This is a genomic window from Kitasatospora sp. NPDC127035 (genome assembly GCF_042726075.1).
In the GTDB taxonomy this organism is placed as follows: Bacteria; Actinomycetota; Actinomycetes; order Streptomycetales; family Streptomycetaceae; genus Kitasatospora.
The window spans coordinates 1-26,380 of sequence record NZ_JBHXDN010000040.1 but is presented as its reverse complement, the minus strand read 5'-3'; the positions used below and the strand labels follow the sequence as shown (position 1 = coordinate 26,380).

The 26,380-nt window shown below is 74.8% G+C and carries 22 protein-coding genes; 10 read left to right on the top strand and 12 right to left on the bottom strand.

Going from position 1 to position 26,380, the window contains the following annotated elements:
• Positions 1-10 precede the first annotated feature (10 nt).
• Positions 11-736, bottom strand: a complete 726-nt coding sequence (locus tag ACFWIC_RS25420) for an NAD(P)H oxidoreductase (RefSeq protein ID WP_380520082.1) — start codon at positions 734-736, stop codon at positions 11-13.
• A 271-nt stretch (positions 737-1,007) separates the two neighbouring features.
• Here ACFWIC_RS25420 and ACFWIC_RS25415 point away from each other — a divergent pair, with 271 nt between their 5' ends.
• Entirely contained in the window at positions 1,008-4,427 is a 3,420-nt protein-coding gene (locus tag ACFWIC_RS25415; protein WP_380520081.1) for a BTAD domain-containing putative transcriptional regulator, read from the top strand.
• A gap of 199 nt (positions 4,428-4,626) precedes the next feature.
• On the top strand, positions 4,627-5,808 hold the full coding sequence (locus ACFWIC_RS25410) for an N-acetylmuramoyl-L-alanine amidase (protein ID WP_380520080.1): 1,182 nt from the start codon (positions 4,627-4,629) through the stop codon (positions 5,806-5,808).
• Positions 5,809-5,940: 132 nt separating this feature from the next.
• Here ACFWIC_RS25410 and ACFWIC_RS25405 read toward each other — a convergent pair whose 3' ends face one another.
• The gene (locus ACFWIC_RS25405) at positions 5,941-7,593 is read right to left on the bottom strand and encodes an AMP-binding protein (protein ID WP_380520079.1); all 1,653 of its coding nucleotides are present in this window, start codon (positions 7,591-7,593) and stop codon (positions 5,941-5,943) included.
• Between the two features lie 293 nt (positions 7,594-7,886).
• Between ACFWIC_RS25405 and ACFWIC_RS25400 the strand changes: the two genes are divergently transcribed.
• The 3 genes from ACFWIC_RS25400 to ACFWIC_RS25390 all read left to right on the top strand — a co-directional run bounded on the left by ACFWIC_RS25400 (position 7,887) and on the right by ACFWIC_RS25390 (position 11,285).
• Positions 7,887-8,801 (top strand): peptidoglycan DD-metalloendopeptidase family protein, encoded by a 915-nt coding sequence (locus ACFWIC_RS25400; protein WP_380520078.1) that lies wholly within the window; start codon positions 7,887-7,889, stop codon positions 8,799-8,801.
• Positions 8,802-8,973: 172 nt separating this feature from the next.
• Positions 8,974-9,777: an FHA domain-containing protein gene (locus tag ACFWIC_RS25395; RefSeq protein ID WP_329947687.1), complete on the top strand. Its 804-nt coding sequence runs from the start codon at positions 8,974-8,976 to the stop codon at positions 9,775-9,777.
• Positions 9,774-11,285, top strand: a complete 1,512-nt coding sequence (locus ACFWIC_RS25390) for a serine/threonine-protein kinase (protein WP_380520077.1) — start codon at positions 9,774-9,776, stop codon at positions 11,283-11,285. Before ACFWIC_RS25395 ends, ACFWIC_RS25390 begins: the two co-directional genes overlap by 4 nt.
• Before the next feature lie 51 nt (positions 11,286-11,336).
• On the opposite strand, the gene ACFWIC_RS25385 is transcribed toward ACFWIC_RS25390, so the two are convergent.
• The 3 genes from ACFWIC_RS25385 to ACFWIC_RS25375 all read right to left on the bottom strand — a co-directional run bounded on the left by ACFWIC_RS25385 (position 11,337) and on the right by ACFWIC_RS25375 (position 14,724).
• Positions 11,337-11,771: a hypothetical protein gene (locus tag ACFWIC_RS25385; RefSeq protein WP_355400299.1), complete on the bottom strand. Its 435-nt coding sequence runs from the start codon at positions 11,769-11,771 to the stop codon at positions 11,337-11,339.
• A 196-nt stretch (positions 11,772-11,967) separates the two neighbouring features.
• A complete protein-coding gene (locus tag ACFWIC_RS25380; protein WP_380520076.1) occupies positions 11,968-12,951 on the bottom strand; it encodes a hypothetical protein in 984 nt (327 codons plus the stop codon).
• 291 nt (positions 12,952-13,242) lie between these two features.
• Positions 13,243-14,724: an MDR family MFS transporter gene (locus tag ACFWIC_RS25375; protein ID WP_380520075.1), complete on the bottom strand. Its 1,482-nt coding sequence runs from the start codon at positions 14,722-14,724 to the stop codon at positions 13,243-13,245.
• Between the two features lie 168 nt (positions 14,725-14,892).
• Here ACFWIC_RS25375 and ACFWIC_RS25370 point away from each other — a divergent pair, with 168 nt between their 5' ends.
• Complete coding sequence (locus ACFWIC_RS25370) at positions 14,893-15,372, top strand: MarR family transcriptional regulator (protein ID WP_329875800.1); 480 nt, start codon at positions 14,893-14,895, stop codon at positions 15,370-15,372.
• Positions 15,373-15,563: 191 nt separating this feature from the next.
• Here the strand turns inward: ACFWIC_RS25370 and ACFWIC_RS25365 are convergent, their stop codons facing one another.
• Positions 15,564-15,782, bottom strand: a complete 219-nt coding sequence (locus ACFWIC_RS25365; protein WP_329875798.1) for a hypothetical protein — start codon at positions 15,780-15,782, stop codon at positions 15,564-15,566.
• Positions 15,783-16,013: 231 nt separating this feature from the next.
• Here ACFWIC_RS25365 and ACFWIC_RS25360 point away from each other — a divergent pair, with 231 nt between their 5' ends.
• Both ACFWIC_RS25360 and ACFWIC_RS25355 read left to right on the top strand, forming a co-directional pair.
• Positions 16,014-17,111 (top strand): TIGR03617 family F420-dependent LLM class oxidoreductase, encoded by a 1,098-nt coding sequence (locus ACFWIC_RS25360; protein WP_329947682.1) that lies wholly within the window; start codon positions 16,014-16,016, stop codon positions 17,109-17,111.
• Positions 17,112-17,152: 41 nt separating this feature from the next.
• Positions 17,153-17,794 carry a maleylpyruvate isomerase N-terminal domain-containing protein gene (locus tag ACFWIC_RS25355; protein WP_380362578.1) on the top strand — a complete coding sequence of 214 codons (642 nt, stop codon included), beginning with the start codon at positions 17,153-17,155 and terminating at the stop codon, positions 17,792-17,794.
• 57 nt (positions 17,795-17,851) lie between these two features.
• On the opposite strand, the gene ACFWIC_RS25350 is transcribed toward ACFWIC_RS25355, so the two are convergent.
• The 3 genes from ACFWIC_RS25350 to ACFWIC_RS25340 form a co-directional block, all read right to left on the bottom strand.
• Entirely contained in the window at positions 17,852-18,703 is an 852-nt protein-coding gene (locus tag ACFWIC_RS25350) for a GNAT family N-acetyltransferase (RefSeq protein WP_380520074.1), read from the bottom strand.
• Between the two features lie 88 nt (positions 18,704-18,791).
• Complete coding sequence (locus ACFWIC_RS25345; protein ID WP_380520073.1) at positions 18,792-19,514, bottom strand: ScbR family autoregulator-binding transcription factor; 723 nt, start codon at positions 19,512-19,514, stop codon at positions 18,792-18,794.
• Between the two features lie 245 nt (positions 19,515-19,759).
• On the bottom strand, positions 19,760-20,164 hold the full coding sequence (locus ACFWIC_RS25340) for a RidA family protein (protein WP_329875788.1): 405 nt from the start codon (positions 20,162-20,164) through the stop codon (positions 19,760-19,762).
• Between the two features lie 192 nt (positions 20,165-20,356).
• On the opposite strand from ACFWIC_RS25340, the gene ACFWIC_RS25335 reads away from it, so the two are divergent.
• Positions 20,357-20,983 (top strand): C40 family peptidase, encoded by a 627-nt coding sequence (locus ACFWIC_RS25335; RefSeq protein WP_380520072.1) that lies wholly within the window; start codon positions 20,357-20,359, stop codon positions 20,981-20,983.
• Positions 20,984-21,103: 120 nt separating this feature from the next.
• Here the strand turns inward: ACFWIC_RS25335 and ACFWIC_RS25330 are convergent, their stop codons facing one another.
• The 3 genes from ACFWIC_RS25330 to ACFWIC_RS25320 form a co-directional block, all read right to left on the bottom strand.
• Positions 21,104-21,322, bottom strand: a complete 219-nt coding sequence (locus ACFWIC_RS25330; RefSeq protein ID WP_329875784.1) for a hypothetical protein — start codon at positions 21,320-21,322, stop codon at positions 21,104-21,106.
• A 254-nt stretch (positions 21,323-21,576) separates the two neighbouring features.
• Complete coding sequence (gene thrS / locus ACFWIC_RS25325) at positions 21,577-22,887, bottom strand: threonine--tRNA ligase (protein WP_380520071.1); 1,311 nt, start codon at positions 22,885-22,887, stop codon at positions 21,577-21,579.
• 246 nt (positions 22,888-23,133) lie between these two features.
• Complete coding sequence (locus ACFWIC_RS25320; protein ID WP_380520070.1) at positions 23,134-23,856, bottom strand: leucine-rich repeat domain-containing protein; 723 nt, start codon at positions 23,854-23,856, stop codon at positions 23,134-23,136.
• Between the two features lie 246 nt (positions 23,857-24,102).
• On the opposite strand from ACFWIC_RS25320, the gene ACFWIC_RS25315 reads away from it, so the two are divergent.
• Positions 24,103-26,295, top strand: a complete 2,193-nt coding sequence (locus ACFWIC_RS25315) for a HelD family protein (RefSeq protein WP_380520069.1) — start codon at positions 24,103-24,105, stop codon at positions 26,293-26,295.
• Positions 26,296-26,380 lie beyond the last annotated feature (85 nt).

Here is a 26,380-nt window from a genome sequence, read left to right as displayed (position 1 = left end):
ACGGGCCGGGCTATCCGACCGGGGCCGGAGCGAGGAGGGCGCCGATCGCGCGGTCCGTCTCGTCCAGGACGCGCCCGCCGGCGGCGAGGGAGTCGTGCAGGAGGACCACCGAGGCGTCCGTGATGCCGCAGAACTCCGAGATGCCGGCCTTGAGCAGGCGGGTGACCGTCACGTCCCAGCCCAGCTCGGCGAACTCCGCCGCCGGGTAACTGCTCAGCCCGAGCCAGAGCATCCGCTTGGCCGCCAGCCCCGGCCGGCTGCGCCCGTAGGCGAAGCCGTAGTTCCAGACCCGGTCGATCCAGCCCTTCAGGACGGCCGGCGGGCCGAACCACCAGAGCGGGAACACGGGGACGATGACGTCGGCGGCCTCGATCCGCCGCATGTGGGCCCGGACGTCGGCGGAGTAGGTCTTGTCCCGGTGCTGCCAGTCGGGCTCGTCCTCGGGCGTCATCCGGGGATCGAAGCCTTCGGCGTGCAGGTCGAACAGGTCCACCCGGTAGCCGGCGGCGGCGAACCGGTCTGCGGCCCGGGCGGCCACCTGGGCGGTCAGCGAGTCGGGCCGCGGATGGGCGAGGACCAGCAGGACCTGCGGTCGGCGGCCCTCCGGCAGGGCGCCCCCGGAGACCTCGCCGCCCTCGCCTGCGCGGCGGGCTGCGGAGTCGGCACGGTGGAGCGCGGGGTCGGTGACGAGGGCGAGGACGGGGTCGGCGACGGGGTGGGTCACGGCTCGGGTCACGGTGCTGCTCCTCGGGAAGTCGGGCGGCCGGGCGGGCGGCCGGGCGGGAGGTCCCGCGGGGGGCCTGTCCCGGACGCTGTCGCGCGGGCGGTCGTCCGGCGGGCCCCGGTGGGCTCCGCCGTTCACGGGAATCACCCTGCCGGGCCGCGCGCACGGACCGCTCACGGCCTGCGCACGGGCGGCGCCCCGCCCGCCGTCCGCCACCGGGGCGGCCACCCGCCGTGCACGCCCCGCCCGCCGGTACCGGACCGGTACCGCCTAACGTGGCGTCATGCGCTTCGACCTGCTCGGCCCCCTGCGGATCCGCACCGACGACGGCTCGCCCGTCACCGTCCGCGAACCGAAGGTCCGGGCCCTGCTCGCCGATCTGCTCGCCCACCACGGGCGACCGCTCCCGGCCGACCGGCTGGTGGAGGACCTCTGGGAGGACCGGCCGCCGGGCAACCCGGCCAACACCCTCCAGACGAAGGTGTCGCAGCTGCGCCGCGCCCTGGAGCAGGCCGAACCCGGAGCCCGGGCCCTGGTCGCCCTGACGCCGGCCGGCTACACCCTCCAGGTGGCCGACGAGGCCGTGGACACGGGGCGGTTCGCCGTGCTGACCGCCCTGGCCGAGCAGGCGCACCGGGCGGGGGACCGGACCGGGCGGGCCCGGCTGCTCGGGGAGGCGCTCGCCCTGTGGCGCGGCCCGGCACTCGCCGAGTTCCGCGACGCGACGTTCGCCCGGGCCGTGGCGGTCCGCCTGGACGAGCAGTACCTGACCGCCCTGGAGGCATCCGCCGAGGCCCGCCTCGACCTCGGCCAGCACCGGGAGCTGGCCGACGAGTTGGCCGCCGCGGTGGCCGAACACCCGCTGCGCGAGCGGCTTCGGGGGGCCCACCTGCGCGCGCTGTACCGGGCGGGCCGGCAGAGCGAGGCGCTCGCGGGGTACGCCGAGATCAAGGCGCAGCTGGCCGAGGACCTCGGCCTGGACCCGGGGCCCGAACTCAGCGACCTGCACACCGCCCTGCTGCGGCAGGACCCGTCGCTGGGGGTACCGGCCGCCACCGCGGGCAGCGCGCCCGCGCCGCCGGAGCACGGCGAGGCCCACCTGCCGGCCCCGGTCACCGCCCTGGTCGGCCGGGCGGCGGACGCGGCCCGGGTCCAACGGCTGGTGCGGGACGGCCGGCTGGTCACCCTGGTCGGACCGGGCGGGGTCGGCAAGACCCGGCTGGCCCTGGAGGTGGCCGCCCAGGTGTCCGGCGACCACGCCGACGGCGTCCGGTTCGTCGAACTCACGCCGCTCGCCGGTGACCTGGCCGCGGCCGTCGCCGCCGCACTCGGCCTCCGGGAGGACCACGCCGCCGGATCGGCCGCCGACCGGCTGGCGCGCGCCCTGCGGGCCCGGGACCTCCTGCTCGTGCTGGACGGCTGCGAGCACCTCGTCGACCAGGCCGCCGACCTCACCGCGCACCTGCTCCGGCACGCCCCCGGCCTGCGCGTGCTGGCGACCAGTCAGGAGCCTCTCGCCCTGGACGGCGAGTCCCTCCACCTGGTCCGGCCGCTCGCGGAGAGCGACGCGATCGCGCTGTTCACCGCCCGTGCGCGGGCCGCCGCACCGGACTTCGCACTCGGGCCCGCCACCGCCGACGCGGTCGCCGCGATCTGCGCCCGGCTGGACGGGATCCCACTGGCCCTCGAACTGGCAGCCGCCCGGGTGCGCGCGCTCGGCGTGCACAGCATCGCCGCGCGCCTGGACGACCGGTTCCGGCTGCTCACCGCCGGCCGCCGGGACGCCCCGGCCCGCCAGCGCACGCTCCGCGCCGTCATCGACTGGAGCTGGGAGCTGCTCGGCGACGAGGAGCGCACGCTGCTGCGCCGGCTCGCCGTGTTCGCCGGCGGTTGCACGGCCGACGCCGCGCAGGAGGTCTGTGCCACGCCCGGCCCGCAGCCGGCCGACCTGCCCGCGTCCGCCGTCCTGGACACGCTCGGCCGGCTGGTCGAGCGGTCGTTGGTGTCCGTGAGCGCGGGCCCGGCGGGCCCGGGTTCCGGGGGTGCGGGTTCCTCCGGCCCGGGCGGGGAGGACGGCGGCCCCCGGTACCGGCTGCTGGAGTCCATCGCCGCGTACGGGCTGGAGCGGCTGGAGGAGGCGGACGAGACCGCCGCCGTCCGGCGTCGCCACCGTACGTACTGCACCGAGCTCGCCGAGCACACCGGCAGGCTGCTCCACGGGCCCGGCCAGCACGCCGCGCTGGACCGCCTCGACCGGGAGAACCCCGACCTGTGCGCCGCCCTCGGCGACGCCGTCGAGCAGCGCGACACCGCACTGGCGACCCGGCTGGTGAACGCGCTCACGTGGTACTGGTTCCTGCGCGGCCGTCCGGCCGAGGCGCACCACCGGCTGACCACCGTGCTGGCCCTCGCCGGGCCCGCCGACGCGGCCCGCGCCGCCGCACTGGCCCGCCGGGAGGCCTTCGCCCTGCTCACCGGTGAGGCCGAGGCCGACCGGGGCGCCGACCGGGGCGCCGGTCGGGGCGCCGGTCGGGGCGCCGGTCGGGGCCTTGCGCCCGACGAGGCTCCGGCGGACGCCGGTGCCGTCGGCACCGAGCACGGCGGCGGCACCGGCCACCCGGCGGAGGCCCGGGCCCGCTGGCTGCTGGGATTCGCCCGCTGCGGCTTCGGCCGCTCCGGCACGGGAGGCACCGAGACCGTCCGTCTGCTCGCGGAGTTCCGCCGGACCGGGGACCGCTGGGGCGAGGCGGCCGCCCACGCCACCCTGACGGCGCAGGCCGGCTACCGCGGCGACCTGCCCGCCGTCCGCCACCACGCCACCGAGAGCGCAGCTCTGTTCGCGGAACTCGGCGACGGCTGGGGCCGCCTCCGGGCGACCGAGCACCTCGGTGTGCTAGCCGAGATCGCCGGTGACTACGACCGGGCGCGCCGGCTGCACGAGGAGGGTGTCCGGCTGGCGGAGGAGCTGAGGCTCTGGACCGACCTGTCCTTCCTGCTCTCCCGGGCGGGAAGGATCGCCCTGCTCACGGGGGACCTCGACGCCTCCGCGCGACTGCACGAGCGGGCCCGGACGCTCGCCGTCGAGCAGTCGCACCGGCCCGCCCAGCAGTTCGCCGACATGGGTCTCGCCCTCACCGCCCGTCGCCGGGGCGACCTCGAAGCCGCGGAGGTGCTGCTCCTCCCCTGGCTCGCCTGGAACCGCGAACAGGGCGTGGACGCCGGCACCGCTCTGATCCTGGCGCAGCTCGGCTTCGCCGCCGAGCAGCGGGGGGACGCCGGGCGCGCGACCGGTTTCCACCTGGAGGGACTGCGCACCGCCGAGCGGACCGGGGACGTCCGGGCGGTGGCCCTCGCCCTGGAGGGGCTGGCCGGCGCCCGTTCCCTCGGCGCGCCCTCGGTCGCCGGGTCCGCCACCGGGCAGGACGACCAGGCCGGGCACCGCGAGCACGCCCAGCACGCCCAGCACGCCGAACACGCAGCCGAGCTCCTCGGCACCGCCGCCGAACTGCGCCGCTCGGTCGGCTCCCCGCTGCCCGCGGCCGAGCGTTTCGACACCGACCGGATCGGTGCCCGCGCCCTCGGCTCCCTCGGCGCGGAGGGCTTCGCCGCCGCCCACGCCCGGGGCGAACGGACACCGGTGGCCGACCACCCGGTCCGTTTCGCCCCGTTCGACAGCCCGGCGAGCGGCCTCCCGGCCCGGTGAATCGAAATCGGACTTTCGTGCTGTTTCTGCCCCTTCGGGCACAGGTTTTCTGAAAAATTACGAACCAAAACGATCATCTGGATAGATTCATAGCCGACTGCCGAGCCGTCATTCGGGGCACCCGTCTGCCTCCGTCCGACGGGTCGTCACGTCGGCCGTGCCCGTTTTCACCCGCTCCACACCCCGAGACAGGACACCCATGCCGAACGCCCGACCCGCCGTCACCCGGCGCACCCTGGTCACCGCGATAGGCGCCACGGCCGCCGCACTCGCCACCGCGAACGCCGCGAACGCCGCCACTGCGAGCACCCCTGCCACCGGTTCCCCGGCCGGCACGCCGGCCGCCCCGGCCTCGAACCCCGCCCGTACGGTCACCACCCCCGCCACCCGGGCCCGGTCCGCAGCCGGCGGGGCAGCCGCCGACGTCCGCGCGGAGTTCCCGATCCGCTACGTCGGTGTCAGCTGGGACGGCCCCCGGCGCGGCGCGGCCATCCGCCTCCACCACGACGGCACCGGGCCCGGCGCCTGGAAGCCGCTGACCGCCGGCTGCGCGGGCGGCCCGGACCCGGTCGGCCACTCGGACCTCGCGGCGGCGACCGCCGCCCCCGCCGCCACCGTGCTCGTCGCCGCCGACGGCGCGGTCGGCTACGAGCTGCGCCTGCCCGACGGCGCCGCCAACCTCCGCTCCGCGGCCGTCGACACCACCCACGGTCCGGTCCGCAGCGCCTCGATCTCCCCGAGCGCTCCCACCACCTTCTGCGGCGTGCAGTACCTGCCGCGCGCCGCGTGGGGCGCCGACGAGTCCAAGCGCTTCAAGAACGGCGCCGAGAACTCCCCCGCCAAGTACTACCCGCTGCAGACCCTGACGGTGCACCACACCGACACCCCGAACGCCGACGCCGACCCGGCGGCCACCGTGCGGGCGATCTACGAGTACCACGCCATCACCCTCGACTGGGGCGACATCGGCTACCACTTCCTGATCGACGAGGCCGGGCGGATCTACGAGGGCCGCTGGTCCGGCGAGGACGGCATCCCCGGGCACGACGCGACCGGCAACGTGGTCACGGCCTTCCACACCGCCGGGTTCAACTCCGGCAACCTCGGCATCGCCCTGCTCGGCACCCTCACCGGCCAGGAGCCCACCGCGCAGGCGCGGCACTCGCTCACCCTGCTGCTCGCCCTCGCGGCCGGTACGCACGGTCTGAACCCGCAGGCCCACGTCACCTACGTCAACCCGGTCAACGGTGTGACCAAGCCGGTCGACATGATCAGCGGCCACCGCGACTGGCTGGCCACCGAGTGCCCCGGCGGCGTCACGTACGCCACCCTTCCCGCCCTGCGCGCCGACGTCGCCGCCCGTATCGGCTCGGGCAGGTGACCTCCGTCAGGTGACGTCCGACAGCTGATTTCCTGCTGCTGACCTCCTGCAGCCGACCTCCGGCTGCCGGTGGCACCGGGTACCCCCCGGGGCCACCGGTGGCCGGGCGGCACACCCGCGCAGGGACGCCGTTCAGGCGTGCTCGACGCCGGCCGCACCGCCGAGGCCCAGGAGCCCGACCGCCTGTTCCCGCATCTCCACCTTGCGGACCTTCCCGGTCACGGTCATCGGGAACTCGTCGACCAGGTGCACGTAACGCGGCACCTTGTAGTGCGCGATCCGGTCGGCGCAGTACTCCCGCAGGACCTCGGCCGTCAGCTCCGGCGCACCGGGGCGCGGCCGGACCCAGGCCATCAGCTCCTCCCCGTACCGGGCGTCGGGCACGCCGATCACCTGGACGTCCAGGATGTCGGGATGAGTGTGCAGGAACTCCTCGACCTCGCGCGGGTAGATGTTCTCGCCGCCCCGGATGACCATGTCCTTGAGCCTGCCGGTGACGGTGAGGTAGCCCTCCTCGTCCATCGCCGCGAGGTCACCAGTGTGCATCCAGCCGTCGGCGTCGATCGCCTCCGCCGTCCGGTCCGGCTCCTCCCAGTAGCCGAGCATCACCGAGTAGCCGCGGGTGCAGAGTTCGCCGGGGGTGCCGCGCAGGACGGTCGTACCGGTGTCCGGGTCGACCACCTTGACCTCCAGGTGCGGGCCCACCCGGCCGACGGTGGAGACGCGCCGCTCCAGCGGGTCCTCCGCGCGGGTCTGGGTGGAGACCGGTGAGGTCTCGGTCATGCCGTAGCAGATGGAGACGTCGCGCATGCCCATCCGGTCGACCACCTGCTTCATCACCTCGGTCGGGCAGGGCGATCCCGCCATGATCCCGGTGCGCAGGCTGGACAGGTCGTGGTCGTCGAAGCCGGGCTCGCCGAGTTCCGCGATGAACATCGTCGGCACGCCGTAGAGCGAGGTGCACCGCTCGGCGGCCACCGCGCGCAGGGTGGCGGCGGCGTCGAAGGCCGGCGCCGGGATCACGACGCAGGAACCGTGCGAGAGGGCCGCCAGGTTGGCCATGACCATCCCGAAGCAGTGGTAGAACGGGACGGGCACACAGATCCGGTCCGCCTCCGAGTAGCCGCACGCCTCCCCGACGAAGTAGCCGTTGTTGAGGATGTTGTGGTGCGAGAGCGTGGCGCCCTTGGGGAAGCCGGTGGTGCCCGAGGTGTACTGGATGTTGATCGGATCGTGCGGTCCGAGCTCCGCGCCGATCGCCGACAGCCGGGCCCGGTCCCCGCGTCCGCCGGCCGCCGACAGCTCGTCCCAGTCCGCCGAGCCGATCAGCAGCACGTCCCTCAGCTCCGGACAGCGCGGGCCCGCCTCCGCCAGCATCGCCGCATAGTCGGAGGTCTTGAAGCGCGGCGCCGCGACGACCGTCCGGATCCCCGACTGGCGCAGCACGTACTCGACCTCGTGCACCCGGTAGCCCGGGTTGACGGTCACCAGGACCGCGCCGATCCGCGCGGTGGCGTACTGCACGAACACCCACTCCGCGCAGTTCGGCGCCCAGATCCCGACCCGGTCGCCCGCCGTCACGCCCAGCCCCACCAGCCCGAGCGCGACCCGGTCCACCTCCGCCGACAACTCCCGGTACGTCCACCGCCGTCCGCCCGGCACGTCGACCAGGGCCTCCCGCTCCGGGAAGGCCCGCACGGCGAGGTCGAGGGCGGCGCCGATCGTGTGGTCCAGCAGCGGCGTGGAGACGCTGCCGGCACTGATGCTGGGAGACGGCGAGGTCATGGCGAGGGCTCCTGGACTCGTCCGGGCACAGGGCGACCGAGTCTACGCAGACCGCCCCACCCCGTCACCCGTCCGGACAGCGGTCCTTCGGGCCCGGGACCGGGGGCCACCGCCCGGACCCTCACAGGTCTGAGGTGCCGGGGAAGGCCCGGACGGGCCCAGGATGGTCGGCGGGCGAGGGCGGGCTCTCCGGGCGGGGCCGTCCGGCCGCCGTCGTCCGGGCGGGGACACACCTGCCGGCAGCGCACCGGAGAGTCGGGACAGTGGGGAGAGGGACCGTGGAACGAGGGACCGTGGAGAGAACGACGGGAAGTACGTCGGGGCGAACGGCGTACCGGCGGGGCCTGCCGGGCGTGTTGCTGCCGGTGCTGCTCGCGGCGCTGGCCCTGCTGGGCGGGGCGGTCCCGGCCGGTGCCTCCCCCGCGCGGGGGCGGGCCTCGGCCGACACCAGGCCGGTGTTCCAACTGCCGTTCCCGTGCGGCACCGTGTGGCAGTTGAACACCTGGGGGCACGACCCCGCGCTGGACATGGTGGTCGAGCACAACACCGGCTCCGACGGGCTGCCGGTCCTCGCCTCGGCGGCGGGCACCGTCTCCGCCACGTACTGGAACAACGGCTCGGGCAACACCGTCCAGATCAACCACGGCAACGGCTGGTTCACGGCCTACTACCACCTCAAGGACGGCCCGGCCGCGTACGTGCAGAAGGGCGACCCGGTGACCCCGTCCACCCTGATCGGGCGGATCGGCACCACGGGCAACTCCGGCTGGTCGCACCTGCATTACGAGCAGCGCCACCTCACCACCGGCGGTGACTTCACCGACGAGAGCCACCGGGTGCCGGCGCGGTTCGACGGCGTCGAGTACGCGGGTGCCGCGCGGGAGTGGCCGAGCGTGACCAGCCGCAACTGCTCCCCCGGCCCGTCCGACGCCTGGCAGGACTGCCCGGCGGGCTGGGTCTGCTTCTACTCCGGCACGGACGGCACCGGCACCGTCTGCCGTACCGACGTCGACGTGCCCTCCAGCACCTGCGGACTGCGCCGGTCGTTCTTCAACAACGGGAATCCGCAGCCGGGTTACGACCACGTGCAGGTGTACTTCCGGGAGGGCGGGAGCCAGTGCCTGCACTTCGGCCCGACCGACGGCCGCGGCAACCTGCCGTCCGGCGGGCGGACCGTCGACCGGATCGAGTGGCGCGGCGAGTGCTGACGACCGCGCGGCGGGACCGGCTCCGGCGCGGACGGCTACGGTCACCCGGAGGGCGGAGCGACCGGAATACTAGCTGATCGAGCGTCAAAAACGGTCGAGAAACGGCACTTTCAACGGCATTTGGCCCTCTGCACCTACCTTCTCCCGGCCGTCCGGGAGAAGGTACTGTGTCATGCACAGTATCATCGTGGTTCCGACGGCGGCCGACCCGTCCGCCCAGATCCGGCTGGCGCCCGGCGACACGCTCCACTTCGGCCGCAGCGCCCCCGCCGACCACCGCCGGCACCTCCTGCTCCCCCACGCCGGTGTCTCCCGCTCCGCCGGGGAGATCACCTGCGTCGGCACCTTCTGGTCGCTGAGCAACTTCAGCCCCTCCGCCACCTACGTGGTCGAGAACCCCGAGGGCGCAGGTGAGCACATCAAGGTCGCCCCGGGCCGGGTCGAGGCGCCCGTCCCGTTCGAGTTCGCCCGGATCGTCCTGCCGGCCGGGGGCGACCTGCTCGGCCTCGACGTCTGGGCGCCACGCCACGAGTACGTCGAGTTCGGGGCGCCCGACGGCCCCGACGGACCGGACGACGCCGGCGGCCAGGGCGACCGCGGCGGTACGCCCACCGTGGTGGCCTTCCCGCTCGACCGCACCAAACGCTACTTCCTCGTCCTCACCGCGCTGTGCGAACCCCGGCTCCGCGGACGGCCACACGCGCCGCTGCCCACCGTCGAACAGGTGGTGACACGGTTGCGGCCGATCTGGCCCGAGGTCAACCGGGCGGCGGTGCAGTGGAACATCGGCTATCTCGCCGTCAAACTCCGCCTGCGCGCCGCACCGGACACGGCCGCCGCCGACCCGGACGGCCCGGGCATCCGGCTGAACGGGAAGAAGGACGCGCTCGTGTCGCTGGCGCTCCGCTTCGACCTGGTCCGCGAGGAGCACCTCGCCGCCCTCACCGCCCCGGTGACGGGCAGGCCCCGCCGATGAGCGGGCCGGAGCAGCACCCGGCACCCGCCCGCCCGGCGTCCTCCGGGTCGCTCACCGTCCCGTCCGGCTACCGGGTCGGCCCCTGGGAGGTCGGCGAGCCGCTGGGCGCGGGCGGATTCGGCAGCGTGTACGCGGGCCGGGGAGCCGACGTCTCCGACGGGGCGGGCCACACGACCGGGACGGGGACAGGGACCGGCACGGACGCGACCGGCGCGGGCGTCGCGCTCAAGTTCCTGCCCACCGGCACCCGCACCCCTCGCCAGCTCCGTCATCTGCGCGAGCTGGCCGACCGTGAGATCGCCCTGCTCAGCACCCTGCGAGCACCGCGCCTGATCCGCCTGCACGACGTCCTGACCGTCGACGACCCCGCCCGCCCCGAGCTCGACGGCGCCACCGTCCTCGTCCTCGAACGGGCCGAGCGCTCCCTCGACACCCTCCTCGCCGACGACGGCGCGCCGCCCGGACGGGCCGCCGGCGTACTCACCGACGTCCTGGAGGGGCTCCACCAACTGCACGGCGCCGGCTGGGTGCACGGCGACCTCAAGCCCGCCAACGTCCTGCTGATGGCCGACGGCACGACCCGGCTCGCCGACTTCAACCTCTCCGCGCAACTGGAGGACACGCACGCCTACTCCCCCGCGTTCGCCACACCCGACTACACGCCGCCCGAGCTGCTCTGGGCCGACGTCGGGGAACGCGGTATCCGCACCAGGCCCACCACCGACATCTGGGCCTTCGGCGTGCTGGCCCACCTCGTCCTGACCGGATCGTTGCCGCTCCCCGGCACCACCCCCGCCGCCCGCCGCGACGCCACCGCACGCTACGCCCGCGGCAGGGAGGAACTCCGCCTCTCCCCCCGCCTGCCGGCCGGCTGGCGGCAGATCGTCACCGACTGCCTCGCACCGACCCACGAGCAGCGCGCCGCGCACGACGCACTCTCGCTGCTCCACCGGGCCCGGACGGCCGGAGACGGGCCGGAGGCGGACGGGTCCGACCCGGCCGCGGGGGGAGACCGGCCGACGGCAGCCGCCCGGCCGGAGCACCGGCCGGGCGGAGCACCGGGCGGGGAACCCGGCCAGGGGCTCCGAAGACGCCGGCGGGCCTCCCGTCGACTGCTGGCCGGCGCGGCCGTCCTGGCGGCGGTGGGCAGCGGGGCGCTCTGGATCGGCCTGGCCCCCCGGGCCGGGGCCGAGGGCTACGAGCGATGTATCCGCAGCGCCGTCTGCCTCTTCTCGGAGCACGGCGGCCGGGGCGAGATGTGCTCGTGGATCGACGCCGACGACGACTGGCTGGACGACCAGATCGCCTGCCCCTGGATGGCACGGAAGCCGCCCCGCTCGATCTTCAACAACGGGTACGGACCGGACATGGGCGCGCTGAAGAAGGACGTCGAGTACTTCGAACGACCGGGCCTGACGGGCTTCCTGGCCTGTCTCCCCGTCCAGACCCGGACCGACCTCGACCCCTCGGTCCGGCCCCGGTCCCACCGCTGGGTCGCGCAGTGCTGATACGGCGCGCCGGCCGGAGCCGACGCGCCGCACCTCCCGGAGGGATCCGGTCTACCAGGTGTTGTTGCCGCAGGAGGTGACCCAGCGGTGCGAGGCCGCGTTGTCGTGCAGGCTCTGGTTCAGACCCCGGTTGTCCCCGTTGCGGGTCCAGGTCAGGTAGTAGCCGTTGCCGCGCAGGTTCCAGGACGTCCCGTAGCCGATGCAGGCGTAGGCGCCGTAGCCCTCGGCGGCCGTGCCCCAGTAGATGTTCACCTTGTCCCGGCCGCCCGGCGCACCGTTGTTGCCGACCCAGTCGACCTTGTTCTTGACCGAGCTCGGCCAGTCGTCCGACGGGCCGGACCACTGCACCGTGGCTCCCGTGTCGTCCGCATAGGCACAGAAGTTGGTCCAGTTGCACCCGCCGTCGGCGTGCGCCGCGGTGGGCACCGCGAGGACCGCCGCTCCCGCGGCGACGAGACCCACCAGGGCCGTGCTGAGCTTCCTCATCCTGCCACTCCTCTTCGTGTGTCGTCGTGCTGTGTGTTCCGTACCGGTGTTCCGCCCCGGGCGTTACGTGCCGGGTGTTACGTGCCGGGAGCCTCCGTACCGGGTGTTCCGTCCTGCACGCGCCGTGCCTCGTCCGGGGCCGCGTCCGGCGCCGGGTGCCGTCACCGTGTCCGGTGTGTTCTTACGTGTCGCCAGGTCAGCCGCGTGCGGCTACCTCGCGAGCGGTGGGGAGCGCCCCGGTCTGCAGGCGCCACATGGTGTCGAAGACGGCCCGGTGCTCGGCCCGGACGGCGTCGGCGTACCGCCGGTCCAGTCCCGACACGGTGGTGTCCAGACCGGTGGACCGGGCGCACTCGGCCTCGGCGACCGCCACCGGGACGTCCTCCCGTTCCGCCGCCTCCCCCTCCCGCGACAGTTGACGATCCCTCAACTGCCTCGGGTCGTCGGCAGGGTGACCGCGTCCGGCGACGCAGGCGCTCCACACCGCGACCGCGTCCCGGTACGCCGGGTCCTGGGTCACCCGGCCGGCCCGGATACCGAAGAGGTTGTTCACGACCTCGCTGGAGCCGAACCAGGCGCGCGCGTCCCCGTACAGCCGCTGCCAGGCTCCCACCGCGCACCCCTGGTCGCTGTGGGTGAGACGACCGCCCACCGGGTTCGCGACCTCCAGCCCCGTGGGGGACGGGCCGTTGAGGGCGACACCCAGCGCCTGGGCCCGGTCGGGCGGCAGACTCCGGTAGTACGCGGTCCGTGGGGCGACCGCGTCCTCCTCGTCCAGGCGCCGTTCGACGGCCCGCCCGTATCCGTTGGTCCGGGCCCAGTCCACGTCGTCCACCACGTAGGGGAACTCGCGGTAGTCGGCCGACGGGCGGCGCGGCACCGGGAAGTAGGAGAAGCCCTGCTCCTTCATGCAGTCGCGGATCAGCAGCTGCTCCGCGCGCTGCAGGACGTCCAGCTCGTCCTCGGTCGGCCTGCGGACCGGACCGGCCGCACCGCCCCCGGCCGGCGCCGGGTCGGCCGCACCCCAGAGCCAGCCGCCGACGGCCAGCAGCACCACGGCGGAGGCGAGCGCCGACAGCCGACGTGCGGCCGGGCGGTGGCGCCTCGACGCGACGCGCTCGTCCGCGCCGTCGGGCGACGCGTCCGCCGCCGTCCTCCCCCGTCCACCGAACACGCCCATCGGGCCGTCCCTCCACCGTGCGGTCACTGCTGCCAGCGGCCATACAACCCGGGGCGCGCGGCGGCGTGAACCTGTGAAGAGTGAGGTTGACGGCGGCCCGCCGGTGGGCGGGCACAGGTCTCGGCGAACGGCTCCGCGCAGGCCGGCTCCACGCAGGACGACCGGCGCGGGACGGCCGACCCGGGAGGGACGGCACGGGAGGGACGGCCGACCCGGGACGGCCGACCCGGGAGGGACGGCGCACGACGAAGGCCCCGACCCGCCGGTGGGCGGGTCGGGGCCGCGCGCCGGTCAGGCGCGCGCCGCGCCCTCCGCCGCTCCCGCCCGCTCCCCGCCGGCCGCGTCGACGCCCGGATCGGAGGCCGCCCGTCCGCCCGCGTCGTCGCGCGACACGGGGATGGTCGCGGCCACCGCGGCGGCGCCCAGCGCGACACCGCAGCCGATCAGCAGGCCCACCCGGAAGCCGGCCTCGGACGGCAGCGTGTGCCCGCCCACGCTGGTGTTCAGCTGCGCGAGGACCACGCCCACGACGGCGGCCGAGAGCGAGGTGCCGAGCGAGCGCATCAGGGTGTTGAAGCTGTTCGCCGAGGCCGTCTCCGACAGCGGCACCGCGCTCATGATCAGCGCCGGCATCGCGCCGTACGCGAGGCCCACCCCGGCGTTGCAGACCAGCGTGACCACCAGGACGCCCCAGGTGGAGCCGATCAGCACCATCGAGAGGCCGTAGCCGGTGGCGATCGCCAGGGCGCCGGCGACCAGCGTGAACTTCGGACCGCGGGCCGCCGAGAGCCGCCCGCCGAGCGGCGAGACCGCCATCATCATCAGGCCCGAGGGAGCCATCCACAGCCCCATGGCCAGCATCGACCGGCCCAGGCCGTAGCCGGTGGCCTCGGGCAGCTGGAGCAGCTGCGGGATGATCAGTGCCTGCGCGTACATGCCGAAGCCGACCAGGACCGACGCCGCGTTGGTCAGCAGCACGCGCGGGCGGGCCGTCACCCGGAGGTCGACCAGCGGCTCGGCGATGCGCAGCTCCCAGCGGCCCCAGGCGAGGAGCAGGAGGACGGCCGCACCGAACAGGCCCAGCGTGAGCCCGCCGGTCCAGCCCCAGTCACCGCCCTTGGAGACCGGCAGCAGCAGGCAGACCAGCCCGGCCCCCAGGCCGATCGCGCCGACCAGGTCGAAGCGTCCGCCCGCCGGGCGGACGGCGGGGGCCGGGACGAGGAACCAGATCATCGCGGTGATCGCCACGGTGAGGGCGGCGGCTCCCCAGAACAGCACCCGCCAGCTCGCGTACTCGGCCACCGCGGCCGAGATCGGCAGCCCGAGACCGCCGCCGATGCCCATGGAGGCGCTGACCAGGGCTATCGCCGAGCCGAGCCGCTCCGGCGGCAGGACCTCGCGGAGCAGGCTGATGCCGAGCGGCACCACGCCCATCCCCACGCCCTGGAGGCCGCGTCCGACGATCATCGGCAGGACGGAGGAGGTGAGCGCGCAGATCACCGAGCCGACGAACAGGGGAACGCAGCAGGCCAGCAGCATCCGCCGCTTGCCGAGCAGGTCACCCAGCCGCCCGCTGACCGGCACGAACACGGCCGCCGACAGCAGGGTCGCCGTGATCACCCAGGTGGCGTTGGACGGGGTGGTGTTCAGCAGCTTGGGCAGCTCGCCGATCAGCGGGGTGACCAGCGTCTGCATGATCGCGGCCACGGTGCCGGTGAGGGCTAGCGTGGCGACCACACCGCCGGTCCGGGTGGTGGCCTGGGGGCCGTCCATGGGGATCTCCTCGGAAACTCGGTGGGGCGGACACGTGGACGCACACGCCGCGACCTATGCATAGTACACATCATATGTATCGTGCACATTCACCGACCGGTGCACACCCTGCGATACTGGACCGACGCCGCAGGTCAGAGCTGCACGGAACCGACGGAGGACGGCATCATGGGCGGCCCCACGGACGACGTCGCGTTCGAGTACATGGTGCTCAGCCGACACCACTACCTGAGCCCCTCCGGCGCCCGCCCGCAGGGCAGCCGGCTGGACCGGTCGGCGTACATCCTGCTCAGCCGGATCGGCATGCAGGGTCCGATGTCGATCGGCGAGCTCAGCGACGCGTTCGGACTCGACGCCTCCACCCTCAACCGCCAGACCGCCGCGATGACACGCGCGGGGCTGGTCGAGAGGATCCCCGACCCCGACGGCGGGATGGCCCGCAAGTTCCGCGTCACCGAGGAGGGCCACCGTCGACTCGAAGAGGACCGCGCGGCCCACGCACAGGCCCTCGACCTGGTGATGGCCGACTGGTCCGCCGAGGACGTCGCCGCCTTCGCCACCTACCTACAGCGGTTCAACACCGACATCGAACGCCTCGACGGGCGCCCCTGGCCCCGCACCCAGGCTCCGTCCGCACGGGACCGGTGAGATCCACCGGAGGGGTGCCACCGGGGCGGAACGGAGTGAGTCCGCCCGCAGAACAGCACCCGCCGGTGATGGCCCGTGAGTGTGCGTCTCGGGTCCGGCGGGCGCTCGTTCGTAGGCTACCGGGACACGGCCGACGGGCCGGGGATTCGTGCCCGCCGCAGGACGAGCGTGTCACCTGCGGCGGGCAGCGCTCAGATCTGCCGCTCCGGATCGGAGAAGGTGAGGCCTCCGGCGGCGAGCGAGCGCCGGGCCGGGGCAGGGGCAGGCACGGCCTCGCCGGGCGGCTGGCGGAAGTCCGCGCCCTGCTCGACCGGAAGCAGCCGGCGCCCACCCGGCTGGGCGGGCACGGGAGCATCGGCGGCGGGCTCGGAGAAGGCGGGCAGCCCGAGGCTGCGACGGTCAGGGTTCATGGCCCCCAGTCTCGCAGCCCGTACGGGTGCCGCAGGCCGGAGCGCCGTCACCGGTGGTAACAGTCTGACCCTCATCGTGAGGACCACGGGGCCGTCCGCGCGTTTCGGCGCCCCCGCGCACCGCCGTCGAGCCCCTGCCACCGCCGCCCGGCCCGGGGACGTACGGCCGCGTCCCGGGTGGCGTGGGAGGCTACCGGGGCCCACCGCCACGCCCGACCAGGAGCCGACACCATGGACCGCCCGCAGGCCGCCGCCTTCCGACTCGACGCCACCGCCTCCGGGCACCCGGCCGGCATCCTCGACGCCGCCGAGCAGGCCGAACGGCGGGGCATGGACCGGCTGGTCGTCTCCGAGACCGCCTACGACCCGTTCCTCCAGCTGGCCCGCGCCGCCGACCGCACCAGCACCGTCGAGCTGGCCACCGGCGTCGCCGTCGCCCTCGCCCGGACCCCGATGACGCTCGCCTACCAGGCCTGGGGCCTGCACGCGGCCTCCGGCGGACGGGCCGTCATCGGCCTCGGCTCCCAGGTCAAGCCGCACATCGAGAAGCGCTTCGGCATGCCCTGGGACCGGCCCGCCGCCCGGATGCGGGAGTACGTCCACGCCGTGCGGGCGATCTGGCAGAGCTGGCAGACCGGTGAACGGCTGCGCTTCCGCGGCGACTTCTACCGGCACACGGTGATGACCCCGGTCTTCTCCCCCGATCCGGTCCCGGCGGGAGTGCCCCGGATCCTGCTGGCCGGCGTCGGTCCGCTGATGGTCCGCACCGCCGGGGCCGTCGCCGACGGCTTCCTCAGCCACCCGTTCACCTCGGTCGACTACCTCACCGGGCAGGTGCTGCCCGCCCTCGCCGAGGAGCGCGGCCGGGCCGAGGCCGAGGGGGCGGCCTGGACCGCCCGGCCGTTCGAGGTCGTCGGCAACGTGCTCACCGCGACCGGCCGCACCGAGGAGGAACTGCGGACCAACCTGGCCGGCGTCCGCGAGCGGCTCGCCTTCTACGCCTCCACTCCCGCCTACCGGCCGGTGCTGGCCCAGCACGGTTGGGAGGACCTCCACGAGGAACTGCACCGGCTGTCGGTGCGCGGACGCTGGCAGGAGATGACCGGGCTGATCGACGACCGGGTCTTCGACACCTTCGCCGTCGCCGGCGAGGTCGGGCAGGTGGCACGCGAGATCCACCACCGGTACGCGGGACTGGCCACCAGGATCTCGGTCAGCCTGCCGGAGGACGCCGCGCCGGAGCTGGGCCTGGACGTGCTGGACGCCCTGCGCGACCTGGGCCGACCCGGGCCGGGCGGCACCCGCGGGCGCCGTACCGGCCTCGGTTAGGGTGGGCCGCGATCCGTACGGCAGAGCAGGAGGAACAGGCGATGGCGCAGCGGACGGACCATCAGAACGACCGGTACCGGGTCCTGTTGGCCGAGCTCTGGGCGACGTGGGCCGAGCGGGGGGCGGCCCTGGACGCCGAGCAGTGGGGGCGGGCCACCCGGCTTCCGGGCTGGTCGGTGCGCGAGCTGTACGCCCACGTGGCGCCGACACCCGGGCTGTTCACCCGGATGCGGGAGGCCGTGGTCGACCGGCCGGCGACCGTGGCGCACGGCTCCGCCGTCCTGCGTGCGTACAACCGGCCCGACGGCGTGGCGCACACGGCGGCCGATCTCGTCGCCGATGACGCGCGGGAGCTGGCGGCGACGGTCGGAACCGGCGCCCTGGTGGCCCGGTTCGCCACGGAGGGGCCGAAAGCACTGGCCGGGATCGCGGACCTGGCTCCGACGACCGTGATCGCCCACCCCCTCCTCGGTACGGCCACGCTGGGCGCCCTCGCCGAGGTCGCGGTGATGGAGGCGACCGTCCACCTGCTCGATCTCACGGCGGCGATCGGCGGCCCGCCGCCGCCGGACGGTGCGCTGCAGGCCACCCGCGTGCTGCTGGCGGAGATCGCCGATCCGGTGGAGTTCATCGAGGCCGCGGCGGGGCGGACCCGTACGGCGGTCCTTCCGGTCATCCGCTGAGCCTCGCGGCCGGCCCGGCCGGCGCACGGCGCTCGGGCCGGCCAGGCCCGGGCGCGGTCAGTGGCCGTAGTGGTACGGCGTCGCCGTGGTCAGGGCCGCGAAACCCAGGCGCTCCAGGATCGGCCGGCTCTGCGGCGAGGCGTCCACCCGCAGGTACGCGTACCCGAGTTCGTCCGCGAGCCGGGCCCGGTGCGCGACCAGCGCGCGGTAGACGCCACGGCCCCGCCACGCCTCGACCGTGCCGCCGCCCCAGAGGCCGGCGAACCCCGTGCCCGGGTGCAGCTCCAACCGCGCCGCGCTCACCGGCACCTCCCGGCCGTCCACCTCGGCGAGGGCGAGGTGGATCCGCAGGGTGTCCGGGGACTCGGCCAGCTGGGCCAGGATGCGGCGGCGCAGGCGGGAGCCGTCCGCGCCGAAGGCCTGTTCGTGGACGGCCACGACCCGATCCACCCCGGCCTCGTCGGTGACCTCGCGCAACGTGATCCCGGCGGCGCCCGGCCGTCCCGACCCGGCCGGCCCGGCGAGCAGGTCGGCGACCCGCGCGACCATCAGCGTCTCGGGCGCGTCCGGGGTGAACCCGGCGGCGAGCAGCCGGTCCCCGAGGTCGGCCGGGCGGTCGTGCCCGTACAGCGTCCACTCGAAGTCCCGGCCGAGCGCGGTGAAGTAGGCGATCTGGTCGGCGACGGCGCGGTCGACGTGGTCGGCGTGGTTGGCGTGGTCGGCGTCCTCGGCGGTGCCGACACCGGCGCGGGTGCCCAGGTCCGACCAGAGCACGCCGTTCCACACGCTGTCCGGGCCGCTCTGCCGCACCACGGCGCCGACGTGCTCGACGCGTGCCGCCGGGGACTCGGGCTGTGCGCCGCGCCGCATGTGCTCGTCGACCAGGGCAAGAAGTTCTTCATGATCCATAGCGGCACAGCCCATCACTGCCGAGCCTCGGTGGCAATCGACATAGGGTTTCCGGGCGGCGATGACGCTACGGAGTCGGGCGGAGCGATCAGGGCTTCACGGGAAAACCGGACACGCTGTTTGGTTCTGGTGCCTCGGCGACGTCGGTTGCCGTCTCCTCCGCAGCGGCAGGATCCGCGGCCGCCATCTCCGCGACGACCCGCGCGCCCCGGTCCGCCGCCAGGTCGAGCGAGGCCAGGACGCCCGGGACGGCGATGCTCGGCATCAGGTGCCGGTACAGCGTGGCGACCCGGACGGCGAGGTCCGCGCGTCCGGTGAACCGCTGCGACTGGAGCTGCACCCCCACCCAGGACGCCGTCATCAGGGCGGCCGTGTCGGCCGGCACGACGTGCGGCAGCAGCTCGCCCCGCTCCTCCGCGGCCACCAGCAACCGCTCCAGGCGCGCTATCCACCCGGGGGCCGCGTCGACGCCGAGACTGCCGTCCGCCCCTTGGTCCACCGAGAGCCTCACACCGGCGCTGAGCATCGGGTCGGTGGGGATCAGGTGGGTGACGACCATCCCCGTGTCCACGAACTCCTGAAGCTTGCAGGCCCGCTCGGGAACGGCCTCGCTGGCGTACTGCGCCTCGATGACGCCCTGGGCCAGCTCCCGTTTCGACGCGAAGTGGAAGTAGACGGCGCCCCGGGTCACACCCGCGCGGGCCACCACCTCGCCGATGGTCGCCCCCTCGTAGCCGGACTCGTCGAACACCGAGGCCGCCGCCTCCAGAATCAGCCGCCGCGTCCGCAGCGCCCGCTCCTGTCGCGCCATCACGACCACTCCCACCCAGGAAACAAAACCAAACAGCCCGTATCTTACCCGGCCGCCGATGCCGCCCACGGGCACGCCACCAGGGCAGCGGGCAGCGGCGCCGCACACTCAGCGTCAGAGAATACCGACCATGCGGTCCGATTTGAACGGTGAGACTTCCTCCTGTCGACCGCAAGGTGAACTCCCCGCCGGGGCGGACCGGGCGGCGGCGGACGACCGGGCCGGATCGGGACCGCCCGCGCCCGTCACCCCAAGACGGCGACCGCCTCGACCTCCACGAGCTGGTCGTGGTACCCGAGGACGGTGACCCCGACCAGGGTGCTCGGCACGTCGTGGTCGCCGAGGTACTCGCGGTAGACCTCCCAGACCGCCACCAGATCGCTCTGCCGGGCCGAGGCGACGTACACCGTGGTGCGGACCAGGTCGGTGAGCGCCGCTCCCTCGTCCTCCAGCACGGTGATCAGGTTCCGCATCACCTGGTGGGTCTGACCGGCGTGGTCGCCCACCGCGACGGTACGGCCCTCGGCGTCGAGCGGGCAGGCCCCGGCCAGCCAGAGCGAGCGGACCGGCGCATCGACCGCCGCCGCGTACGCGTAGTCCACGGCCGGGGTGAGCCGGTGGTTGCGGATCAACTTGACGGCGCTGCTCACGAAGTCCTCCGAAGTGGTCGCGGGTGATGCCGCGCCCATCGTTCGCACGCCGCCCACGGGCCGTCAATCGAATAACGAGGCCGACCCGGACGGCCGCGGACCCGTGTCCGGAGAATTCACCGTTCCGGGTGATGGCGGGTCGCGGCCTCCGGCCGGGATCCTGGTGGCCCGCCGACGACCGAGGAGGCTCTCGTGCTGTTCCCGCCGCCGACACCGGAATTGGGCCGCCGCCGCGTCCTGGGGCTGGCGCTGGGGGTCGGCGTCGCGCCCGCCCTGGGCGCCGGGACCGCGTCCGCCGCGGCCCCTCCCGCCCGACCCGCCCCCGTCCGGCCCCGTGCCGACTCCCCCGAGCAGGCCCTGGGGCGCCGGGTGGCCACCGTGGCGACCGCGCAGATCGGAGTGCCGTACGCCTGGGGCGGCGGCGACCGGCTGGGCCCGAGCCTCGGCTTCTGCGACGAGGAGAACGGCTACCTCGACGGCCGGTGCCTCGGCGAGAGCACCGTCGGCTTCGACTGCAGCGGCCTGGCGCTGTACTGCTGGTACCGGGCGAGCGGCGGTGCGGTGGAGCTGGCGCACTACACCGTCGCCCAGTACCACCGGTCCGCTCCGGTGGCACGGGCCGACCTGCTCCCCGGAGACCTGCTCTTCTTCTCCCGCCCGGGCGCGCCGCTGCACCACGTCGGCCTCTGGGCCGGCGACGGCGCGATGATCCACGCCGAGCGCACCGGCACGCTGATCGCCCGGGTCGAGGGCGTGCTCGACCTGCCGCGCTGGGCCGGCGAGTTCGCGGGCGCCCGCCGCCCGCTTCCAGTCGGGTAGGGCCGCCCCGCCCGGCCGTCGGGGCGAACGCGGCGGCCCGTCGTGAACCCGGCCGAGCAGGGCGTGGCGCACACCGACCGCCCGGGCCGGGGCCCGGGCGCCGAAGCGGGTGCGGGTCCGTCAGCTGCGGAAGAACCGGAGGTCGCAGACGGCGTCGGTGTAGGCCCGTCCGAGGTCGTCCTCGGCGGTGGCGTGGCCGACGACCGCGGCGCAGTACCGCGTGTCCGGGACGGGCAGCGGGCGGTGGACGGCGGGAGCCGCCGGGGCGGCGACGGCCGCGGCCGTGAGGGTCAGGGCGGCGGTGAGGGTGGCGACGGTGAGCCTGGGGGCGAGGCGCATGGGGGTACCTCCCGGTGCACGGGGACGGGGTCGGGGACGTCGGCGGCCCCGGACCCGGGCCGCCGGCCCCCATCGAACGGCGGGCCGGCCGTACGGGCGGGCCGACACACCGCACACCTCTGCTAGTCATATGTGTACGACCGCACCGCGGCCGGCCCGTCCGCCGCTCGCCCGCGCCGGCCGAGACCCCGTCACGGGCCGGTACCCGGTACCCCGCCGGGCCTCCGGCGGGGTACCGGGCGCCCGCGGCCTCGTCAGCCGCCCGACTCCCGGCCCGCGGGCTCCTCGTCCCACAGGTCCAGGCTGCACGCGCCCACCAGAGCGCCGATCCGGGACAGCGCCTCGGCGGCCGGCAGCGGATCGAGCCGCCGCCCGTCCCGCAGCCGCAGGGCGACGAGGTCGTCCGCCGCCTCCCGCGGCCCGATGACCGCCAGGTACGGGGCCGGCCCGGCCGCACGGATCCGGGCGCCCAGGCTCCCCCGGTCGGGCCCGGCGACCTCGGCGCGCAGCCCGCGGTCCAGACACCGCGCGCGGAGCCGCTCGGCCTGCTGCCGCTCGCCCTCGGAGAGCGGCAGCAGGACCAGCTGGGTCGGGGCCAGCCAGGCCGGGAAGGCCCCGCCGTACAGCTCGATCAGGTGCGCGACCACGCGCTCGACGCTGCCGATCACGCTGCGGTGGACCATCACCGGGCGGTGCCTGGCACCGTCCGGGGCGATGTACCGGAGCCCGAACCGCTCCGGCTGGTGGAAGTCGATCTGCACGGTGGAGAGGGTGGACTCGCGGCCGGCGGCGTCGGCGATCTGGACGTCGATCTTCGGACCGTAGAACGCGGCCTCGCCCTCCGCCGCCTCGTACGGCACCCCGGAGCGCTCCAGCACCCCGGTCAGCAGCGCGGTGGCCCGCTCCCACAGTGCGGGATCGGCCACGTACTTGCCGCCCGCGCCCGGCAGGGAGAGGCGGTAGCGGACCGGCCGGATCCCGAGCGCCCGGTACGCGTCCCCGATCAGCTCCAGTGCGGCGACCGCCTCGTCGCCCGCCTGCTCGGGGGTGCAGAAGACGTGCGCGTCGTTCAGTTGGATCGCCCGGACCCTGGTCAACCCGCCGAGCACACCGGACGGCTCGGACCGGTACATGCCGCCCAGCTCGGCGATCCGCAGGGGAAGTTCACGGTAGCTCCGGGCACGGGAACGGTAGATCAGCGCGTGGTGCGGGCAGAGGCTGGGCCGCAGCACGACCTGCTCGGCTCCCAGGTCCATCGGCGGGAACATGTCCTCGCGGTAGTGCTGCCAGTGACCGGAGATCTCGAAGAGCTCGCGTTTGCCCAGCACCGGCGAGTAGACGTGGCGGTAGCCGGCCCGGCGTTCCCGGGCACGGACGAACTCCTCCAGGGTGTGCCGGATCTCGGCCCCGTCGGGCAGCCAGTACGGCAGTCCGGCCCCGATGAGCGGGTCGGTTCCGAAGAGTTCGAGCTCGCGGCCCAGCCGCCGGTGGTCGTCGGCACGATCACCGGTCACGGGGCCGCTGCTCGCGGCGTGGGCGTGGTCGGGCACGGAGGTGCGGTTCATGGCGGCGGTCTCCACTCGGATCTGCGGGCGAGTGGACCGGTACGACGAAGCCCCGGGGCACTCGCCCCGGGGCTTCGGACTAGGTCAGCAGTCAGCGCACCGGGACTCTCTCCGGCGTCGTCGTGAGGACGGCAGCAGCGCGCTTCATGTGTTCCACGGTAGCAGGGGCCCCGGACGGCGGCGAGCGGCTTTCCGCCCGCCGCCCCACGCCGCCCCACGCCGGACCTCACCGGACCTCACCGGACCTCATCGGAGGACGACGCACCCGCGTTCGGCCAGGGCACCGAGCGCGCGGGTCGCGGGCCCGAGGTCGTTCCACCGCAGGTCGAGCTTCTCCAGGGCAGGCAACTCCGCCAGCCAGTCCGGTAGTTCGGTGATCAGGTTGGCCCGCAGGTCGAGCCGGCGCAGCAAGGGCAGGCCGGCCAGCGCCACCGGGACGGCGGTGAGGGCGTTCTCCCGGAGATCGAGTTCACGCAGTTCACCGAGCCCGGCGAAGGACGGCGGCAGGGCGGTCAACGCATTCCCCCGGAGCCAGAGTTCACGCAGGGCGCGGAGTCCTCCGAGCGAGCCGGGCAGCGAGGTGAGCCGGTTGTGCTGGGCGCGGAGTTCGACCAGGCCGGTCAGCTCTCCGAGGCTGTCCGGCAGCCGGTCGATCCGGTTCTCGCCGACGTTGAGGTAGCGCAGTGCGGTGAGCCGGCCGAGTGCCGCGGGGAGGCCGGTGAGCGCGTTGTCGTGCAGGTAGAGGAAGTCCGTGAGCCCCGCGAGGTCGCCGATCTCCTCGGGTACGGCGGTGAGCCGGTTGTGGCCGAGGTCGAGGGTGCGAAGTCTCCCCAACCGTCTCACGGTGGGCGGCAGTTCGGTGATGCCCGTCTCGGCGAGGATCAGGACCGTCAGGTCGGTGCGGTCCCAGACTTCCTCGGGCACCGTGCCGAGGGGCTGTCGCCAGAGGTTGAGGGTGGTGTCGGTCACCCGGTCATTCTCCCGCGCGTCCGGGTGCGGGCGTTCCAGGGGCGGGCGTTCCACGGCCCCGCGGCGATCTCGGCGTCGGCGAGCGTACCGGCCGGCGCGCCGCTGTGGACGACGACCCGTCAGTCCGGCCACGCGCCACGGGGGTCCGACGCTCCCGGGAGGACTCAGGAATCCAGTGAAGTCAAGGCTTTCGTTCGGAGGGGATCCACCGCATAGTGGTGCGCCGGACCGAGAGGAGGACCTGTCTTGTCGCAGGTCAATGACAGCACCGTGCGTGTGGTGGAGGCCGAGCGGGCCGAGGTGTCGGCCGTGTACGGGCTGCTCGACGAACGCCTCGCCGACGCGCGGGCGCGGTTGGCGCAGGTACTCGCGGCGGCGCCCGGCAGCGCGGGCGAGGTGCACGAGCGGGAGCTGGCCGCGCACCGGTGGGCCGCCGAGGCGCGCCGGCTGGAAGGCGCGGCGGACGGACTGGTCTTCGGCCGGATCGACGCCGGGGACGGCTTCGCGCTGCGGATCGGACGGATCGGTCTGCACGTGGAGGACGCCGATCTCCCGGTCCTGGTCGACTGGCGGGCGGACGCCGCACGGCCCTTCTACGTGGCGACGGCCGTCCACCCGATGGGCCTGCGGCGCCGCCGCCATCTGCGGACGGCCGACCGCACCGTCGTCGGGGTGAGCGACGAGCTGCTGGACGGGTCCTCGCCCACCGAGGAGGACGTGGTCGGCGACAGCCCGCTGACCGAGGCGTTGCAGGCGCGGCGGACCGGCCGGATGGGCGCGGCGGTCGCCACCCTCCAGGCCGAGCAGGACGCGATCGTCCGCTCCGCGCACCGGGGGGTGACGGTGGTGCAGGGCGGACCCGGCACCGGGAAGACGGTCGTCGCCCTGCACCGGGCCGCCTACGTGCTGTACGCGTTCCCGAGGGCCGCGGAGCGCGGTGTGCTGGTGCTCGGGCCGAACACGCGGTTCCTCGACTACATCTCGCAGGTGCTGCCCTCGCTCGGCGAGAACGACGTCGTGCTCGCCACCTGCGCCGACCTCGCCGGGATCCGGCCGGCGACCGCGGACGGTCCGAGCGGCACGGACGCCACGGACGCCACGGACGCGGCCCGGCTGAAGGGCGGCGCGGAGCTGGCCGACGCGCTGGCGGAGCTGGTGCGCTCCCGGCAGGCCCCGGAGGGCGGCTTCACCGTACGGTCGGGCCAGGAGTGGGTGGAGCTGACGGAGCAGGAGGTCGCCCGGTCCCGGGAGGTGGCCACCCGCACCGGCCTGGGCCACAACCAGGCCCGACAGGTGTTCAAGGAACAGCTGGTCGACGCCGTCACGGATGCGCTGGAGCGGGGCACCGAGGCGGTGCTGGACCTCATCGACGCCCAGGTCGCCGAGCTCACCGGCATCAACCTCGACCGGACCGCCGCCGCGGACCTGCGCCAGCTCGGCCTCGACGGGCCGCCGGTGGTCGACGCGACCGACGTGTTCGACCCCGACGCCGTCCGGGCCGCCCTGCTGGACGACCTCGGCGTCGAACGGGCGGTGGAGGAGCTCTGGCCCCGCCTCGGGGCCGAGGACCTCGTCCGGGAGCTGCTGGACCGGCCCGACGTGACGGCCCGCTACCTGCCACGGCTCACCACCGGGGAGCGGGGCCTCCTGCGACGGAGCCCGAACGCGCCGTGGACCGCCGCCGACGTGCCGCTGCTGGACGAGGCCGCCTGCCTGCTCGACGGGCCGCCGCAGCGCACCTACGGCCACGTGGTGGTCGACGAGGCCCAGGAGTTCACCGCCATGCAGTGGCGGATGGTGGCCCGTCGGTGCCCGGCGCGGTCGATGACGCTGGTCGGCGACTTCGCGCAGGCGGGCCCGGCGACGACCGCGCGGGACTGGGAGGAGGCGCTGACCCCGCAGCTCGGCTCACGGTTCACCCTCAACACCCTGACCGTCAGCTACCGCACCACCGAGGAGATCCTCGCCACCACCCGCGAGCTGCTGGCGCGGATCGCCCCGGGCCAGCAACCGAGCCGGTCGATCCGTCACGGCGAGGCTCCGCGTACGGTCGCCACGGCGCCGGACACGCTGGCCGCCGCGGTCCTCGGGGAGGTCAACGCCCAGGCCCGGGAGCACCCCGGCGACCTGGTCGGGGTGGTCTGCGCCGACGACCGGGTCGCGGAGCTCGCCGCCGTCCTGCCCGGCCCGGTCCAGCTGGTGCCGGCCTCCCAGGCGCGGGGTCTGGAGTTCGACGGTGTCGTGGTCGTCGATCCCACCGGGATCACCGGGGCGCACCCCGGCGGGGAGCGGGACCTCTACGTCGCCCTGACCCGGGCCACCAAGCGCCTCACCACGATCACCACACTCGCCGCCGGCCCCACGGCGGCCGACACCGGGACCGCAGGTGTGGAGACCGCAGGCGCCGAGTCCTCCGGCGTCGCCGTGTCGCGGGACTGAGCCCGGGATCCGGGCGGGGCCGCCCCGGGATCAGGCCCCGCCCGGTCGGGCCCCCGGCTCCCGGTCGCGGGTCTCGTCCCGGATC